At 36.0% G+C, this 15,070-nt stretch carries 15 protein-coding genes; 11 read left to right on the top strand and 4 right to left on the bottom strand.

What is annotated here, in order from left to right:
* The first annotated feature begins 144 nt into the window (after nt 1–144).
* On the top strand, nt 145–1,488 hold the full coding sequence (locus tag NKG37_RS09855; RefSeq protein ID WP_118977697.1) for an IS1380 family transposase: 1,344 nt from the start codon (nt 145–147) through the stop codon (nt 1,486–1,488).
* 153 nt (nt 1,489–1,641) lie between these two features.
* On the opposite strand, the gene NKG37_RS09850 is transcribed toward NKG37_RS09855, so the two are convergent.
* Both NKG37_RS09850 and NKG37_RS09845 read right to left on the bottom strand, forming a co-directional pair.
* Nucleotides 1,642–2,997, bottom strand: coding sequence for a hypothetical protein (locus NKG37_RS09850; protein ID WP_254416154.1), 1,356 nt, complete (start codon nt 2,995–2,997; stop codon nt 1,642–1,644).
* A 171-nt stretch (nt 2,998–3,168) separates the two neighbouring features.
* Nucleotides 3,169–3,600 carry a hypothetical protein gene (locus NKG37_RS09845; protein ID WP_254416153.1) on the bottom strand — a complete coding sequence of 144 codons (432 nt, stop codon included), beginning with the start codon at nt 3,598–3,600 and terminating at the stop codon, nt 3,169–3,171.
* A gap of 1,072 nt (nt 3,601–4,672) precedes the next feature.
* Here NKG37_RS09845 and NKG37_RS09840 point away from each other — a divergent pair.
* Entirely contained in the window at nt 4,673–4,978 is a 306-nt protein-coding gene (locus tag NKG37_RS09840) for a DUF5516 domain-containing protein (RefSeq protein WP_254416152.1), read from the top strand.
* 371 nt (nt 4,979–5,349) lie between these two features.
* Here NKG37_RS09840 and NKG37_RS09835 read toward each other — a convergent pair whose 3' ends face one another.
* Together NKG37_RS09835 and NKG37_RS09830 are read right to left on the bottom strand one after the other, a co-directional pair.
* Nucleotides 5,350–6,693, bottom strand: coding sequence for an IS1380 family transposase (locus tag NKG37_RS09835; protein ID WP_118977697.1), 1,344 nt, complete (start codon nt 6,691–6,693; stop codon nt 5,350–5,352).
* Between the two features lie 364 nt (nt 6,694–7,057).
* Nucleotides 7,058–7,483: an HIT family protein gene (locus NKG37_RS09830; RefSeq protein WP_061786470.1), complete on the bottom strand. Its 426-nt coding sequence runs from the start codon at nt 7,481–7,483 to the stop codon at nt 7,058–7,060.
* Nucleotides 7,484–7,635: 152 nt separating this feature from the next.
* Here NKG37_RS09830 and NKG37_RS09825 point away from each other — a divergent pair, with 152 nt between their 5' ends.
* The 9 genes from NKG37_RS09825 (at nt 7,636) to NKG37_RS09785 (ending at nt 14,668) form a co-directional block, all read left to right on the top strand.
* Nucleotides 7,636–8,202, top strand: a complete 567-nt coding sequence (locus tag NKG37_RS09825; protein ID WP_061786471.1) for a GNAT family N-acetyltransferase — start codon at nt 7,636–7,638, stop codon at nt 8,200–8,202.
* A gap of 109 nt (nt 8,203–8,311) precedes the next feature.
* Nucleotides 8,312–8,773, top strand: coding sequence for a GNAT family N-acetyltransferase (locus NKG37_RS09820; RefSeq protein WP_169187812.1), 462 nt, complete (start codon nt 8,312–8,314; stop codon nt 8,771–8,773).
* Nucleotides 8,774–8,933: 160 nt separating this feature from the next.
* On the top strand, nt 8,934–9,128 hold the full coding sequence (locus tag NKG37_RS09815; protein ID WP_025908917.1) for a hypothetical protein: 195 nt from the start codon (nt 8,934–8,936) through the stop codon (nt 9,126–9,128).
* A complete protein-coding gene (tnpB, locus tag NKG37_RS09810) occupies nt 9,125–9,478 on the top strand; it encodes an IS66 family insertion sequence element accessory protein TnpB (protein WP_139367959.1) in 354 nt (117 codons plus the stop codon). Before NKG37_RS09815 ends, tnpB begins: the two co-directional genes overlap by 4 nt.
* An 81-nt stretch (nt 9,479–9,559) precedes the next feature.
* The gene (locus NKG37_RS09805; protein ID WP_254415490.1) at nt 9,560–10,666 is read left to right on the top strand and encodes an IS66 family transposase; all 1,107 of its coding nucleotides are present in this window, start codon (nt 9,560–9,562) and stop codon (nt 10,664–10,666) included.
* A 95-nt stretch (nt 10,667–10,761) separates the two neighbouring features.
* Nucleotides 10,762–12,000, top strand: coding sequence for a tyrosine-type recombinase/integrase (locus NKG37_RS09800; RefSeq protein ID WP_016203141.1), 1,239 nt, complete (start codon nt 10,762–10,764; stop codon nt 11,998–12,000).
* On the top strand, nt 11,987–12,970 hold the full coding sequence (locus NKG37_RS09795; protein WP_254415103.1) for a tyrosine-type recombinase/integrase: 984 nt from the start codon (nt 11,987–11,989) through the stop codon (nt 12,968–12,970). The genes NKG37_RS09800 and NKG37_RS09795 overlap by 14 nt, the downstream gene beginning before the upstream one ends.
* Nucleotides 12,960–13,985, top strand: coding sequence for a tyrosine-type recombinase/integrase (locus tag NKG37_RS09790; RefSeq protein ID WP_198013198.1), 1,026 nt, complete (start codon nt 12,960–12,962; stop codon nt 13,983–13,985). Before NKG37_RS09795 ends, NKG37_RS09790 begins: the two co-directional genes overlap by 11 nt.
* A 152-nt stretch (nt 13,986–14,137) precedes the next feature.
* Nucleotides 14,138–14,668 carry an IS66 family transposase gene (locus NKG37_RS09785; protein ID WP_254415491.1) on the top strand — a complete coding sequence of 177 codons (531 nt, stop codon included), beginning with the start codon at nt 14,138–14,140 and terminating at the stop codon, nt 14,666–14,668.
* The last annotated feature ends 402 nt before the right edge of the window (nt 14,669–15,070 follow it).

Here is a 15,070-nt window from a genome sequence, read left to right as displayed (position 1 = left end):
AACTTAATAGTTATATGTTATAGTCTTCTTAGTTGTTAAAGTCCTGAATCCGTGACGTAATTAATAATAAATGTGCCCACAAAGTCTGATATAATAATGTTATCAGCTGATTTATGTTGATAATTTTATTTCACCAGGCAGGTGTTGAAATTGGTTAAGTTTATTTTAGAAGATTCCGATGATACATTAACGACCCATTCGGGTCTAGGTTTAATAGGTTTGCTTTTATCAAAAACAAAATTTTACAAACGTTTTTCATCCTTAAAGGTCCCAGAAATCAAGTCGTCTCCGGCCATTCTTAATGGGGATGTTACCACTTCTTATGTGGGTCTATTGTGCCAAGGTAAGAATGATTTCGACCATATCGAAGAATTTCGAGATGATCCCTTCTTTTATCGTGCATTGGATATTCAAGTGGTTCCATCAAGTCCCACACTACGGCAACGACTCGATCAAATTGCCAAGGTGACTGGATGGAAATCCATTGTTCTGGAAGAATCGGCTAAACTAATACGGCAATTTGATTCTCCTGTCACTCCAACAATTACTAGTGACAAAAAATCATACGTACCTCTGGATATTGATGTATCGCCATTTGATAACTCAAATACTAAGAAAGAAGGGGTTAGTCGCACATACAAAGGATGTGACGGGTATTCCCCTAACTTCTCCTATTTGGGTCAAGAAGGCTACGTTGTAAATGTGGAACTTCGGGAGGGAAGCACACACGTTCAAAAGGATACTGAGAAATTTCTCGAGAAAAGTATTATATATTCTCGGATGATTACTGATCTATCGTTATTGGTCCGTATGGATGCAGGAAACGATAGTGTCGAAAACCTAAAAGTTTGTGTGAATGAAAAGGCCGATTTCATAATTAAACGAAATCCTCGCCGTGAAAAGCCTGAAAACTGGCTCATGGTAGCTGAACAATTCGGTAAATGCGTTCAGGAGCGAGAAGGAAAACGTGTATTCTATGGTGCTTTAGAAACAACTCCAAAGGGAATGAAAAAAGCCATTCGCCAAGTCTATAAAGTAACAGAAAGAACGATTGATAAAAACGGCCAAATCCTCTTAATCCCAGATGTTGAGTTTGAGAGCTATTGGACTACCCTACCTAATGAAACAGAGGAAATAATTAGCCTTTATCACGAACATGCCACTTGTGAACAATTCCACAGTGAATTAAAAACGGATTTAGACCTAGAACGTTTCCCTTCTGGGAAATTTGCCACCAATGAATTAATCTTACATCTTGGATGTTTAACCTACAATCTCCTTCGGATTATTGGCCAAGAAAGCCTGAAATCAGGGGATGCGCCGCTTAAAAGAAAGGTCTTCCGTCGCCGAGTAAAAACGGTTATCCAGAATTTGATTACATTAGCTGCAAAATTGGTAAAGCATTCCCGAAGAATTTACTTAAAGTTTGGAAATCATAGTCCTTGGTTTCCTACTTTTAAACGACTGTATCTTTCATTTACAACATAAGCCTAGGAAACTGAATAGGTAATAAGACCTGAAAAAAATTATAGGTAAGCAGGTTTTATTTAGTGTACACAAAAAACAATCAATCCAACTTAAATTAGTACGAATGGCAAGAAAATAAGGAATTCCTAAAATTATCGGAAGAATTATTTTTTATCACGGATTCAGGAAAGTTATATAATTACTAAATTTACCAGTAACTGTTAACCCTACAGTAGCCAATGTTCCTTTTGAAGCCCATCCTGCTACAGGCGTAAAAGTTTCGCCACTTATATTGGTATTAAGCTCAGTGATATGATCCTTCATAAGCCATCTAGCATAGTCAAGTTTTGTACTTGATTGATCATCTATAGTTAGACTCTCCCCGAAATCCATACTTATTGCAATAGAAAACGGATAAGATAAACCTACATTAAACGATTTACCACCTTGATCACCTTTCGGAGACCAACTATCCAACTCATCTGTATCATAAGGTATATCTATATCTACAAAAAGGGAGTTAGACCAAATTCCTTTATAACTTTGAATTTGAGTTACAGGCTCCAAAGTAAAGAAGTCATAAATTTTATCTTGATCACTAGTTTCTTTATATAAATGATAATCTGTAGTAATTTCTGCAACTAAAACCCCAAGACGTTTCGCATAAGTATTTAAATTATATTTATTTAAAACCCTCACATTTTCTGCAGCTACTTTATTTTCTTTTAGAAACGGAAAAAATGCAACTTCTTGTTCTTGTACTTCTTCATGTTTTTCTTGTTCTGAATCCATGATTTCTGATTGGATATCCATAGTTGTTTTTAGAATTGACTCTTCTGTATTAGGAATCGGATTTCCTTCTTCATCAAAGTTATGTATTGTAACATCTACATATTGCAATTCTTTACTATCATCTAATGTATATCCTATTACATGACTAACAAATTCAGACTCTGTCTCCTCTTCTTCATTATTTTCTTTATTCTCTCTGATAACAGCTTGTTTACCATCTTCTTTAGCTTTTTCATTTAATTCTTCTGTTGTTAATCCGAATAAAAATTCTCCCCCATCTCCAGCATCAACAGAAAGCTCTTCAACATCTAAAATATCTTTATACTCATCCGCTTGAATATCCCCATATATGAATACTCGTTTTCCTTCTTCCAGTTCTTCTTGTAATTCTTCCTTATATGATTCATTATCTATTATTTCAGAAGCATCTGCAATAATAGTTGTTGCATCATCTAATTTCTCACTATTTTCTGATGACGTAATATCAACATTCATTTCCTCATTTAAAACTTTATCCTGCATATCTTCATATTCGTCTTCAATCTTCTTATCATTAGTAATATCTTCAACTATTTCTTCTACTTCATTTTCATCTTCTGTGATAATAACCACATCATCCTCATCTATCGGAGGGATTTCCTCAGCCTTAACAAAAAAATTAAAGGAATAACTATTAAACATAAACACTACTGACAAAATTGCAATAATACTAAGTTTTTTAACAGTTCTACTTTTCACAAAATTTCCCCTCTTTTTTAAATTTAACAGCATATCTAATATATCACTTTTTTAGTTGAATTTGGAATTTTTTTTCATAATTTTTAAAATAATCTTTATTCTTATGATTATTTATATACTTTACTTACTGTAATGCTCAGTGAAACTTCTTGATATGTAATAACAGTCATATTAGTTAGCCTCCATTTGTACAGCGTATTGTTCAATTAGAATTCCGTTGTTACCAAATCTTTCGTATTTCACATAGTAAGTGTTGTTATCTAAATCAACTGGTGGATCTTGATTCATTACTCCAACTAAATATTTAACTTCTTCTTCTAGATCATAAACCGTTTCTACACTAGCCATATAAGTAGAAACAATAGCTTTATCTGTTGCGTTTAATGATAATGCGATATCTTCACCAAAGTCGATTGATTCCTCATCTATGATTTCAAACGTCATTAACATTTGTCCTTGTTCCCAAGCATAGTTACAAAGGTATTCAGGATTTAAGTTTTCTTCGGATACTTCGATTACATATTCATCATTGTATCTTTTGAAACCTGCTTTAGTGTTCTTAGCTTCGTTTAATACCATTGCTTTCATAAATACTTTTCTCATTTTAATTACCACCTTTTAATTAGTTTGGGTTACCGTGTCTTTACTTTATATATTTATTTGTGTAAGAGAGGTTCAGGGACGAATTAACGTCTATATAGAAAGAATATAAGTAATGCTTAAAGTCTATATGGGATGATCGATAGTAATATATAATGACAAGTAACAACATTGAATACATTGTTAGTCTTGATTACGTGAATATTGGTGAATAAATAGCGTATAAGTATTGAATATAATGTATATGTATACCTTTTGATGTATGAATATTAGTAAATATAACACTTCTAATCGTATACCACGGTTAAATGCCGATAGCGATAGACTAAAAATAATTGTGTTTTTGACACGTACAAATACCAAATTTTTGTTTTCTAGTCAAGGACACTGTGTAAATTTACCCTTAGTTGAGTGATCCTGTATATTATGCAGCACCTAAAAACACTTACATATTTTTCCTAAAACCCAATGGAATTGTTATTCTATCGTCTTTTTTCGTTGATTTTACCCCTTAGCAGAGCCATTTTAAGCCCTTTTGAGCGTATTTAGGCAAGGGTGGGGGGGTTAGTTTACATTTTTAGATTAAAGCCGATCTGGGGAAATACCCCTAACACTTCCATCCACACAGCATACTTATTTTTTCAATCGATAGCAAAAATGTATCGGAATCCTATCGGAGAGTGTCGATAGACTGCATTCATAACAATTGATATAGAAACAGTACAAAGCAAGATTTTACCGATTTACCCTTAAAATAGCGTATATCAATTGTTATCATAGGCTTGGACGATGGAATAGCCATTTTTCACCCTTTTTTCGATGCAAAAACCCCTGTAAACGTTGATGTAGAGCCATTTATAGTACATCTACGTATCGATTTCCGATAGACATATAAGTCGGTATTATTCCCAAAACACATGTAGTTGAGGATACGATAACGAATGGGATTTTCAGTAGATAATATTAATCATGGCAATTGTAAACAATTTACTTTACTTGCTCCTTTCGTTAAAATTTCAAGTGTAGACAAAGTTTACAGAACTTAATATATATCTGCACGAAAAGAGGTAAAAATATGGCTTGGTTGAAAAATGGCAAACTAATATCAGATGCAGAAAGTAGAGAACTTATTTCTAAAGGATACCAATCTGTCGAAGGTGTTTTACTGTCGCCAGATGATGTAAATGACTTAATAAAGTCTGGGTACACTAGACCACATTTGGCAGAAGGCTTACGATATACTTTTACTTCTAAAGAAAAGAAAAGTCTTGGAATTTTAGGGATTGGAGTTTTAGGAGTTGGAATGGCTTCATGGGGAGCATGGAACGTTCTAAAGTTTGCAAAAGTTAAATTAAATAATATAAAAAAAGAAAATCTCTAGCTATTTTTTGACCTGAGGTAAGGATTGTTTCCCTCAGTTTTTCACATGAATTATTTCAGAATAAGCAATTAGTTCTTAAAGAAAACAAGGATATCATAAAGTGACTGAACGAATCGTGCACCCATCTTCTGTATTATTATCATGGGGAGGGGGGATAATTTTACATTTAAACTTTTTGCACGTATATATACCATACTACCCCTTACCTGAATCCGTGATAAAAAATAATTCTTCCGATAATTTTAGGAATTCCTTATTTTCTTGCCATTCGTACTAATTTAAGTTGGATTGATTGTTTTTTGTGTACACTAAATAAAACCTGCTTACCTATAATTTTTTTCAGGTCTTATTACCTATTCAGTTTCCTAGGCTTATGTTGTAAATGAAAGATACAGTCGTTTAAAAGTAGGAAACCAAGGACTATGATTTCCAAACTTTAAGTAAATTCTTCGGGAATGCTTTACCAATTTTGCAGCTAATGTAATCAAATTCTGGATAACCGTTTTTACTCGGCGACGGAAGACCTTTCTTTTAAGCGGCGCATCCCCTGATTTCAGGCTTTCTTGGCCAATAATCCGAAGGAGATTGTAGGTTAAACATCCAAGATGTAAGATTAATTCATTGGTGGCAAATTTCCCAGAAGGGAAACGTTCTAGGTCTAAATCCGTTTTTAATTCACTGTGGAATTGTTCACAAGTGGCATGTTCGTGATAAAGGCTAATTATTTCCTCTGTTTCATTAGGTAGGGTAGTCCAATAGCTCTCAAACTCAACATCTGGGATTAAGAGGATTTGGCCGTTTTTATCAATCGTTCTTTCTGTTACTTTATAGACTTGGCGAATGGCTTTTTTCATTCCCTTTGGAGTTGTTTCTAAAGCACCATAGAATACACGTTTTCCTTCTCGCTCCTGAACGCATTTACCGAATTGTTCAGCTACCATGAGCCAGTTTTCAGGCTTTTCACGGCGAGGATTTCGTTTAATTATGAAATCGGCCTTTTCATTCACACAAACTTTTAGGTTTTCGACACTATCGTTTCCTGCATCCATACGGACCAATAACGATAGATCAGTAATCATCCGAGAATATATAATACTTTTCTCGAGAAATTTCTCAGTATCCTTTTGAACGTGTGTGCTTCCCTCCCGAAGTTCCACATTTACAACGTAGCCTTCTTGACCCAAATAGGAGAAGTTAGGGGAATACCCGTCACATCCTTTGTATGTGCGACTAACCCCTTCTTTCTTAGTATTTGAGTTATCAAATGGCGATACATCAATATCCAGAGGTACGTATGATTTTTTGTCACTAGTAATTGTTGGAGTGACAGGAGAATCAAATTGCCGTATTAGTTTAGCCGATTCTTCCAGAACAATGGATTTCCATCCAGTCACCTTGGCAATTTGATCGAGTCGTTGCCGTAGTGTGGGACTTGATGGAACCACTTGAATATCCAATGCACGATAAAAGAAGGGATCATCTCGAAATTCTTCGATATGGTCGAAATCATTCTTACCTTGGCACAATAGACCCACATAAGAAGTGGTAACATCCCCATTAAGAATGGCCGGAGACGACTTGATTTCTGGGACCTTTAAGGATGAAAAACGTTTGTAAAATTTTGTTTTTGATAAAAGCAAACCTATTAAACCTAGACCCGAATGGGTCGTTAATGTATCATCGGAATCTTCTAAAATAAACTTAACCAATTTCAACACCTGCCTGGTGAAATAAAATTATCAACATAAATCAGCTGATAACATTATTATATCAGGCTTTGTGGGCACATTTATTATTAATTACGTCACGGACTCAGGGGCTAATTTGCGTTTCACTCGAATGTCCGTAAGAGGCAAAGAGAACGTGAAAAACGAATTAGGGTTTGCGTTCATGGCGGTGAATGTACGAAAGTACATCGCCTCCAGCGTAAAATGTGCATAGACCAATCAAACAGATCAACAAAAAAGGGTTCTCATCATCAAAATGCGATGATGAGAACCCTTTTTCATTATTTTTGGCTAGTTATGTCCCAGCCTCTTTTTAAATGCCGATAATTGTAATTGTGGTAACTAGGGATGACTAGTTTGAAAGATTATTAATTAGCAAATCCTTAGTCTTTTCTAGGTAGTTTTCAGCACTTTTATTATCAATTGGTTCACTCCAAGTAAAACCGTCGCCTTTGTATCTAGGAATGATATGAAGGTGGTAATGGCCCAATTCATTAAACCTTCCACCATTTGCACAGGTAGTAACGCCGTGTGGCTTAAACACTTTTTTAATTAGCTTTATCATATTTACTGTAGCTTTATTTATCTCTATTTGTGTATCTATATCTATCTCATCAATATCGTGAAAGTGTTGCTTTGGTAATATTAATAAATGCCCTTCATTAAAAGGAGCGATATCTAACGTACAACAAATATGTTCGTTCTCATAAATAATATGTCCAGGAGGGACCAATCCTTTAGCAATCTTACAGCCTAAGCATTCATTCTTTTTCGTCATTTGCTTATCTCCCTATATGTAAAAATTAAGATCCTCTTTACAGTTCTTTTTTTTACTATGAAATCCTTTATAAAACGTAGAACAAACAGGGAAATCTAGAAGGAAAAAAGAAATAGTTGATAAGAGATTTTGATTGATAAAGGGGATTAATTATGGTTATAGAAAAGTTTTTGAGTGAAATTCCATTACTAGAAACCCAAAGTCTTTTATTAAGAAAGATAACATTAGATGATGTTGACGATATATTTGAATTCTCTTCTGATATAGAAGTAGCTCATCATATGACTTGGGAAGCTAATAGAAACAAAGAAGAAACGTTGAATAACTTTGTAAATGTAGTTATTGAGGGATATAAGAGGGGACAATCTGCAGATTGGGCAATTGTCCATAAAGGAAGTAACAAGGTTATTGGCACATGTGCTTTTGTAGATTGGTCTAATCAACATAGTAAGGCAGAAGTTGGTTATGTCTTAAACAAGAATTACTGGGGATATGGATTTGCAACTGAAGCTCTTAGCGAATTAATTAAATTTGGCTTTGAATGCATTAGTCTGAACAGAATTGAAGGTGGATGTGATATTGACAATATTGGTTCAGAAAATGTTATGTTGAAGGTAGGAATGAAATTTGAAGGCATTTTAAGAAAAAATGAATTTATTAAAGGTAAATTTCGTGATACAAAAATTTTTGCGATTTTAAAAGAAGATTTTTATTCCTAGAACATGACTTATAGTAACTAACCTTGTATATTCTATCAGTCCCAGAGGATTCTAATTAAGATTATAGAATTTACTACGGACAAAGACTAAAAGGTTAAAGGAGAAAATAATGAGAGTAAGGGAGTTTCAGACAGGAGACATACCTCAATTGGTGCATTTAATGGATCAGCTTGGCTATCCGACTTCTTTAGAAAAGCTAGAGGGTAGATTTAGTAAAATCCAGTCTCAACCTAATTATTATACATTAGTAGCTGAACTGAATAACAAGGTAGTTGGAATGGTGGGACTATGTCATAACTTGTTTTATGAGTATGATAGCTCCTATGTAAGAATTGTCGCTTTTATTGTAGACCATAGACGTAAAGGAATTGGCCAGAAATTAATGAACGAGGCAGAAAAATGGGCGATAGGACAAGAAGCAACTTATATTATGTTGAATAGTGGAAATAGAGAAGAGAGAAAGATAGCCCATAAGTTCTACCTTAATATGGGCTATAAAGACAAAAGTACAGGCTTTTCAAAGCCATTAGGTAAACGAATTATTAAAAATGGAAAAGACCTTAAACTTTAAGGTCTTTTTCTTACATGTGCGGTTGATCATAGCTGCTTTTAATAGTTGATAAAAGTAAAATATATACATGTACATAGTAAGCCCCCATTCAAACAACGCATATAAACACGCAGCACCTTCTGGTACGATACATGTATGAATCAAAGGAGGTGCATGTCTTATGCCACAACAAAAATTAACGATTGTCCCCGTCACACTACACCCAGATACTAAACATTCTTTATCATCCACTTCTTCAAAAGATCCTTCAATAAGCATTTGCACGATCAAAACGGCAAACGCGGAAATATCCTTCTATGGCGGCGTAGGTGAGCACGTTATCCAAACCGTTATGAGGGAGTTGAAACATCTGTGAAATACGATTATACAAGTGTGAAAAATATCTACATCATTTGCGGAAAGACCGATATGCGAAAAGGCATAGACGGGCTTGCCACACTGATTCAAGATTCTTTCGAACTTGATCCATATGGCGATTCCATTTTCTTATTTTCAGGATGGAGTAAAGATCGCTACAAATGTCTGTATTTTGATGGCGATGGCTTCGCCATGCTTTATAAGCGTTTAGATAGTGGAAAACTTCAATGGCCAAAAGATGAAAATGAAGTACGTAATCTTTCACAACAGGAGCTCCGATGGTTACTTGAAGGGTTATCCATTCAGCAACCAAAAGCCATTCAACCATCACTAAAAGGCGCGTTCTAAAATCGTTCAAGTTGGTACTTTTATCTTTATTTCACTATTCAAACTGATTATAATAGGAGGAACGAAACTGAACGGAAAGTAGTGAATGTTGTGTCGAACGCTTCTTCTAATAACAAAAGTAAAGATGAGAAATTAATTCGACTGCTTGAAGAACAATTAGCTCATTCGAATCAACAAAATAAAAAGTTATCGAAAAAGTTGGATCAATCATTGAAACAGATTGAATCGTTGACGCAACAACTTCAACATTTAACAAAACTCTTATATGGCTCTAAAACAGAAAAATCCAAATACAATACGCCCGACGGGCAAGTGTCCTTATTTGAGGATGACCCGTCTTTTACTGATTCTGAGCACACAGAAGAACAAAGCCAACAGACGATTTCTTATACTGTTGTTCGAAACATCCAGAAGAAAAAGAGAAATGATTCATTGCGAGATGATGTAGAAATAGAAGCGATCCATCATCATCCAGACAATACCATCTGTGACTGTTGTCAACATCAAATGGTTGAAATCGGCGGAACGGTTGTCCGTGAAGAAGCTACATTTATTCCCGCAAAAATGATGAAAGTACAGCATATTGAACATGCCTACGAATGTAGGAACTGCAAAAGTGATGCATCACAATCCGCACAAATTAAGCGTGGAAAAGCACCACAGCCACCGATTCAACGTAGCATCGCAAGCCCTAGCGTGCTTGCGAAAGTCATCTATGATAAATTTGCGCAATACTTACCCCTTTACCGCCAGGTCAAGGAATGGTCACGTTATGGTCTAGATACGAATGATAAAAATCTTTCTAATTGGGTCATACATGCAGCACATGATTGGCTACTACCTATTTATGAACGAATGAAAGAGTTGATGATGTTTAAGTCTGTTCTACATGTCGACGAAACGTATTCCCAAATTATTCATCGTTCTGATGGGAAATCTGGTCAATCCAATGCCTATAACTGGGTATATCGAAGTGTGCCAAGCCAAGGTCCCTTGATTATTCTATTTCAAAGCTCTTTATCACGGGCTCGGTCCGTCCTTGAAAGTTTCACGGAGGGGTATTCCGGTACAATTATTTGTGATGGTTACTCTGCCTATGATAAGATTGGCGGAATTACCTTCGCAAATTGTTGGGCACATTATCCAAGAAGTTTGATTATCCCAGAAGAATTGAGAATTTCCGCATAATCACATTATTCCTTATCTTTTTTCTCGAATAATTATGATCCCTTTATGCAATGATGGAAATGTAACCATACACAATTGTATAGGAGGATTATCTTATGGAAAAAGAGAATCAGTCAGTCGAACAACTGACACATGGATTGTTAGAGGAGCTTCAATTAAAATGCTATGGAAAGGAAACACTGAACAATTACCGGCGAATATTAAAAAACCTTGCACTATATACGCAGCTAAATGAAATATCTACGTATTCTTCCGAAATCGGGAAAGCTTTTGTTGAGGATTACATTTCCACTCATGAAATAAGTGTTTCTTTTCAAAAGACAATTAGTACAGTAATAGGAAGATTAAGCGATTATTGTGATGGAAGGGAGTACTCACCCCAACGGAAAAAATCATCTGTTAAGTTGCCAGAAAACCATGCGGTTTTGCTTGAAGATTACCTGTCATTTTGTAAGCAGGATGGAAATCGGCCAGGAACCATTAAAGGAAAAAGAAAATTCTGTGGAGATTTTCTGATCTTTTTGATGACTTTAGGATGTAATGACATAAGATATATAAATTCCACACAGATATGTAAAGCCTGTTTGATGTTTCATAATAAGGACGCTTGGGCGGTTATCCGAATGTTCCTTAAATATCTTTACAAAGAAAACGTGATTGAATACGATTATGCCACCATTGTCCCCCATTATACAAGACCATTTATGGTCCCTGCTACATACTCGGAGGATGAAATCCTCAGGTTTGAAAATGCTATAGACCGGTCAAGTAAAATCGGAATACGTAATTATGCGATGCTACTTCTTGCGACTCGGCTTGGGATGCGTTCTGGAGATATCGCAGGCTTGACTTTTGATGAAATAGATTTTGAGGGCAATTCTATTCACATAGTTCAGGAAAAGACCCTACAACCGCAAGAATTACCACTGCTCCCGGAAATAAAAGAAGCTATTATGAATTACATGGAAAAAGCACGTCCGACAGTTAATGATGAATGTCGTATATTTCTCCGTCAGAATGCTCCTTATCAAGGAATAACCACTTCGGCTATTCGATTTGCAACTACACGATATTTTCGAAAAGCCGGCATTGACATTTCTGATAAAAAGCATGGTTTACATACATTCCGGTCATCTCTCGCTAGCTCCATGGTTAATGATCAAGTACCATATGATGTTGTACGTAAAGTGCTTGGACATACGGATCCAAACGCAATAAAGCATTATGCAAAAGTTGATATAGAACGTTTACGTGAATATGCAATAGCGGTACCTGCACCTTCCGGTGTGTTCGAAGCTTTTCTGAATGGAGGGCGAAGTTATGCAGGACTTTAAAAGCATCTTGCACATTGAGTTTGCCGATTTCTTATCAATGAGAGAAGCTGTACTAAGTGAAAGTGCCTATGCTCATGATTGCCATTATCTTACCACCTTCGATAGCTATTTGATAGATTGTAATCTTCAACATAAGGAAATTTCTGAGAGTGTCATAACCGAATGGGTTAAAAATTTATCAGGAAAAAGCAGTTCCATTGCCAATAAGGTTATTGTTATACGACTGTTTCTCCGGTATTTAAGCAGTATTGGAATTAGGGTTTTTATGCCTCCAATACCGAAGGTTACAGATGATTATGTTCCGTATATTTTTTCTGACGAGGAACTAAAAAGGATTTTTTTATTATCCGATAATATTACCCTTACAAAGAGCCAACCGAATCCTTATATCCAGCTTGAGTTTCCAATGATGCTCCGAATCATGTATGGCTGTGGGTTGCGCGTAGGGGAAACTCTAGCTTTGAAGATGAAGGATGTGGATCTCGATGGTGGAATCCTCATTCTAAAACAGACAAAAGGAGACAAGCAACGGCTAGTACCTATGCATCAGACTTTGACATCAATCTTGATTAGATACTGTTTAGCAATGGGGTTGATAGGAAAAGCCGAAGCATTACTGTTCCCCAGTGCAATACAGGAAGTACCGCTTTCTGTAAAAGCTGCCCGTAATAAACTCAATACCATACTGAAATATGCCGGCATATCGTTGAAAGGTAAAGCAAAACGGGAACGTGGACCATGCCTTCACTGCCTGAGGCATGTGTTTGCCTTTAAATCCTTTGCAGAAGCTGAAAAGTCAGGGCGTTCGATTGATGCTTCCGTTCCCTATTTATCCATATATCTAGGACATGACAACCTTAAAGAAACGGAGAGTTATCTGAAATTCAGCAGCGAATTATTTCCTGAAGCTATGGAACTGTTTGAGGATTACACACTGCAGGTTTTCCCGGAGGTGTCTTATGATGAATAAAGCATCTGATTTTTTAAGGCTCCTTGACGCCTTTATTACCACCTATCTTCCATGTTCCGTAGGTGCAAGTCCCAATACAGTTAAATCCTATAAATATGCATTCCGCCTGCTCATCGAATTCATGTACAAGGAAAAAGGAATCGAAGCTGACAAAATTACCTTTGAAAAACTTGATTATATAACATTAACAGAATTTTTTACATGGATTGAATCGGTACGTGGTTGCAGTGCATCTACTAAAAACCAGCGGTTGTCTGCAATAAACTCTTTTTCTGCCTATGCACAAAACCGGGATTTTGCTGCGGCTTCTGTTTTCAGGAATAGTGTGAATAAGATTCCTATGAAAAAAAGCCAGCATAAGCAAAGAGCGATTTTTACCCGTCAGGAAGTCACAATACTTTTAGCCCTTCCTAATGAAAACAGGGAAATTAGTCTCAGAGATAAAATCTTGCTAAGTCTTATGTATGCAAGCGGAGCGCGTGCACAAGAAATATGTGACCTTACGGTCGGAAATGTTCAGTTTCATCCAAAAGGCGCTACACTAAATATTACGGGGAAAGGCAGAAAGAGCCGCCGTATCGGTATTCCTATCGCCTGTGCCACCCCACTTAAGAAGTATATTGAGCACAGAAAAATCAGTGATAAACCTGAAAGGCATATATTTTCAAGCCAAACGCATGAGCAGATGTCGGTTTCCTGTATAGAGGGAATATTCAAAAAGTATATTACCGTTGCTAAAAAAGAAAAACCGTCCATGTTTCTTGCTGGTAGTTATCCACCTCATTCTATGAGACATACAACTGCCAGCCATATGCTTGAAGCCGGTGTTCCTCTGGTTGTGATAAAGAATTTTTTGGGACATGCATCTCTACAGTCGACTCAGATTTATGCGGATATTTCCCAAGACACGGTTAACAGGCATTTAAAAGAGTGGAATGAAAAATGGTTCCCTTCAAATATAGATGAAAGAAAAACTTCTCAAAGGTCAAATAGAATTCCAGATTTTCTGAATTGAAAACCGAAATGTGTATCAAATAATTATCTAAGAAAAAAGAGAAGAATTGCTGTATTTTAAGGACATACAGTAATTCTTCTCGGATAATCAAACTTCTTGGATAATGTGCCTTATCTAAGTTCTCGGATAAGGCTCATGTTCGTCGTTATTGGTTGAAAGCCGACAGTAAGAATGGCCAAGTTGGTGTGAAGTATTGTGATGAATTATATCGACTAGAAAGGAAATTTAAACATTTGTCTCCGAGCAAGCGCAGAAAAAAACGCCAAAAATACTCGAAGCCAATCGTTGACAAATTTCTTAACTGGATTGAAACATCACCATTCTACGGAAAAAATGCCCTCGCAAAGGCAGCTGAATATACGTTGAATCGAGCAAATGGGCTTAGAGCATTCTTGAACGATGGCCGCATTGAGATTGATAATAATCCAGCCGAAAACGCCATCCGCCCCAATGTCATTGGTCGAAAAAATTGGCTCTTTAGTGTTAGTGAAGCCGGTGCAAAAGCGAATGCCATCTGTTTGAGTATCGCAGAAACTGCAAAAAGTAATGGCATTGATTTCTATGAATATATAAAGAAACTTTTGACGGATCTACCGAATATCGGCATCCATCAAAATCCTGAAATTCTAGATCAATACATGCCTTGGTCTAAAATGATTCAAGCAACATGTAATAGAAGATAGATGAGGCCGTATTTTTGATAAAAAATCATAAAAATACGGCTATTTATCATGCGTACCATGAAGGTACGCTGTTTTTTATTTCGGGCTTACTGTACATATTTAAAATATAGTATTAGGTTATAATGGGTCTGGTCAAAAGGTAAGCAAAATAAAAAGCAACCTCGACAATTGGCAAGCGAGGTTGCTTTTTATGCTCGTTGAAGAATGAATGCTACAACGACTAAATTATATCATATTTTACCAATAAATATATATTTTTCTTGTTTTTGCATATGTATAAAAGGAGCGCTTTTTATACATTCTTTCTTCAACCACACACCTGAAGATCATCGTCATATCAACGGTGTATAAAAAGCTGCATACTCAAGCAAAAGAATCCTTAGCTGAACCCTACTGCCGCAA

The sequence above is a fragment of the Niallia sp. RD1 genome (assembly GCF_024219955.1).
Taxonomy (GTDB): Bacteria; Bacillota; Bacilli; order Bacillales; family Cytobacillaceae; genus Niallia; species Niallia alba.
This window is presented reverse-complemented; position numbering and strand designations above follow the sequence as displayed.

Bases quoted from the DNA above. Each gene is read 5' to 3' on its own strand.
- NKG37_RS09800 (WP_016203141.1), top strand. From the start codon at position 10,762: ATGGAAAAAGAGAATCAGTCAGTCGAACAACTGACACATGGATTGTTA.
- NKG37_RS09815 (WP_025908917.1), top strand. From the start codon at position 8,934: ATGCCACAACAAAAATTAACGATTGTCCCCGTCACACTACACCCAGAT.
- NKG37_RS09825 (WP_061786471.1), top strand. From the start codon at position 7,636: ATGGTTATAGAAAAGTTTTTGAGTGAAATTCCATTACTAGAAACCCAA.
- NKG37_RS09795 (WP_254415103.1), top strand. From the start codon at position 11,987: ATGCAGGACTTTAAAAGCATCTTGCACATTGAGTTTGCCGATTTCTTA.
- NKG37_RS09790 (WP_198013198.1), top strand. From the start codon at position 12,960: ATGATGAATAAAGCATCTGATTTTTTAAGGCTCCTTGACGCCTTTATT.
- NKG37_RS09840 (WP_254416152.1), top strand. From the start codon at position 4,673: ATGGCTTGGTTGAAAAATGGCAAACTAATATCAGATGCAGAAAGTAGA.
- NKG37_RS09820 (WP_169187812.1), top strand. From the start codon at position 8,312: ATGAGAGTAAGGGAGTTTCAGACAGGAGACATACCTCAATTGGTGCAT.
- NKG37_RS09845 (WP_254416153.1), bottom strand. From the start codon at position 3,600: ATGAGAAAAGTATTTATGAAAGCAATGGTATTAAACGAAGCTAAGAAC.
- NKG37_RS09830 (WP_061786470.1), bottom strand. From the start codon at position 7,483: ATGACGAAAAAGAATGAATGCTTAGGCTGTAAGATTGCTAAAGGATTG.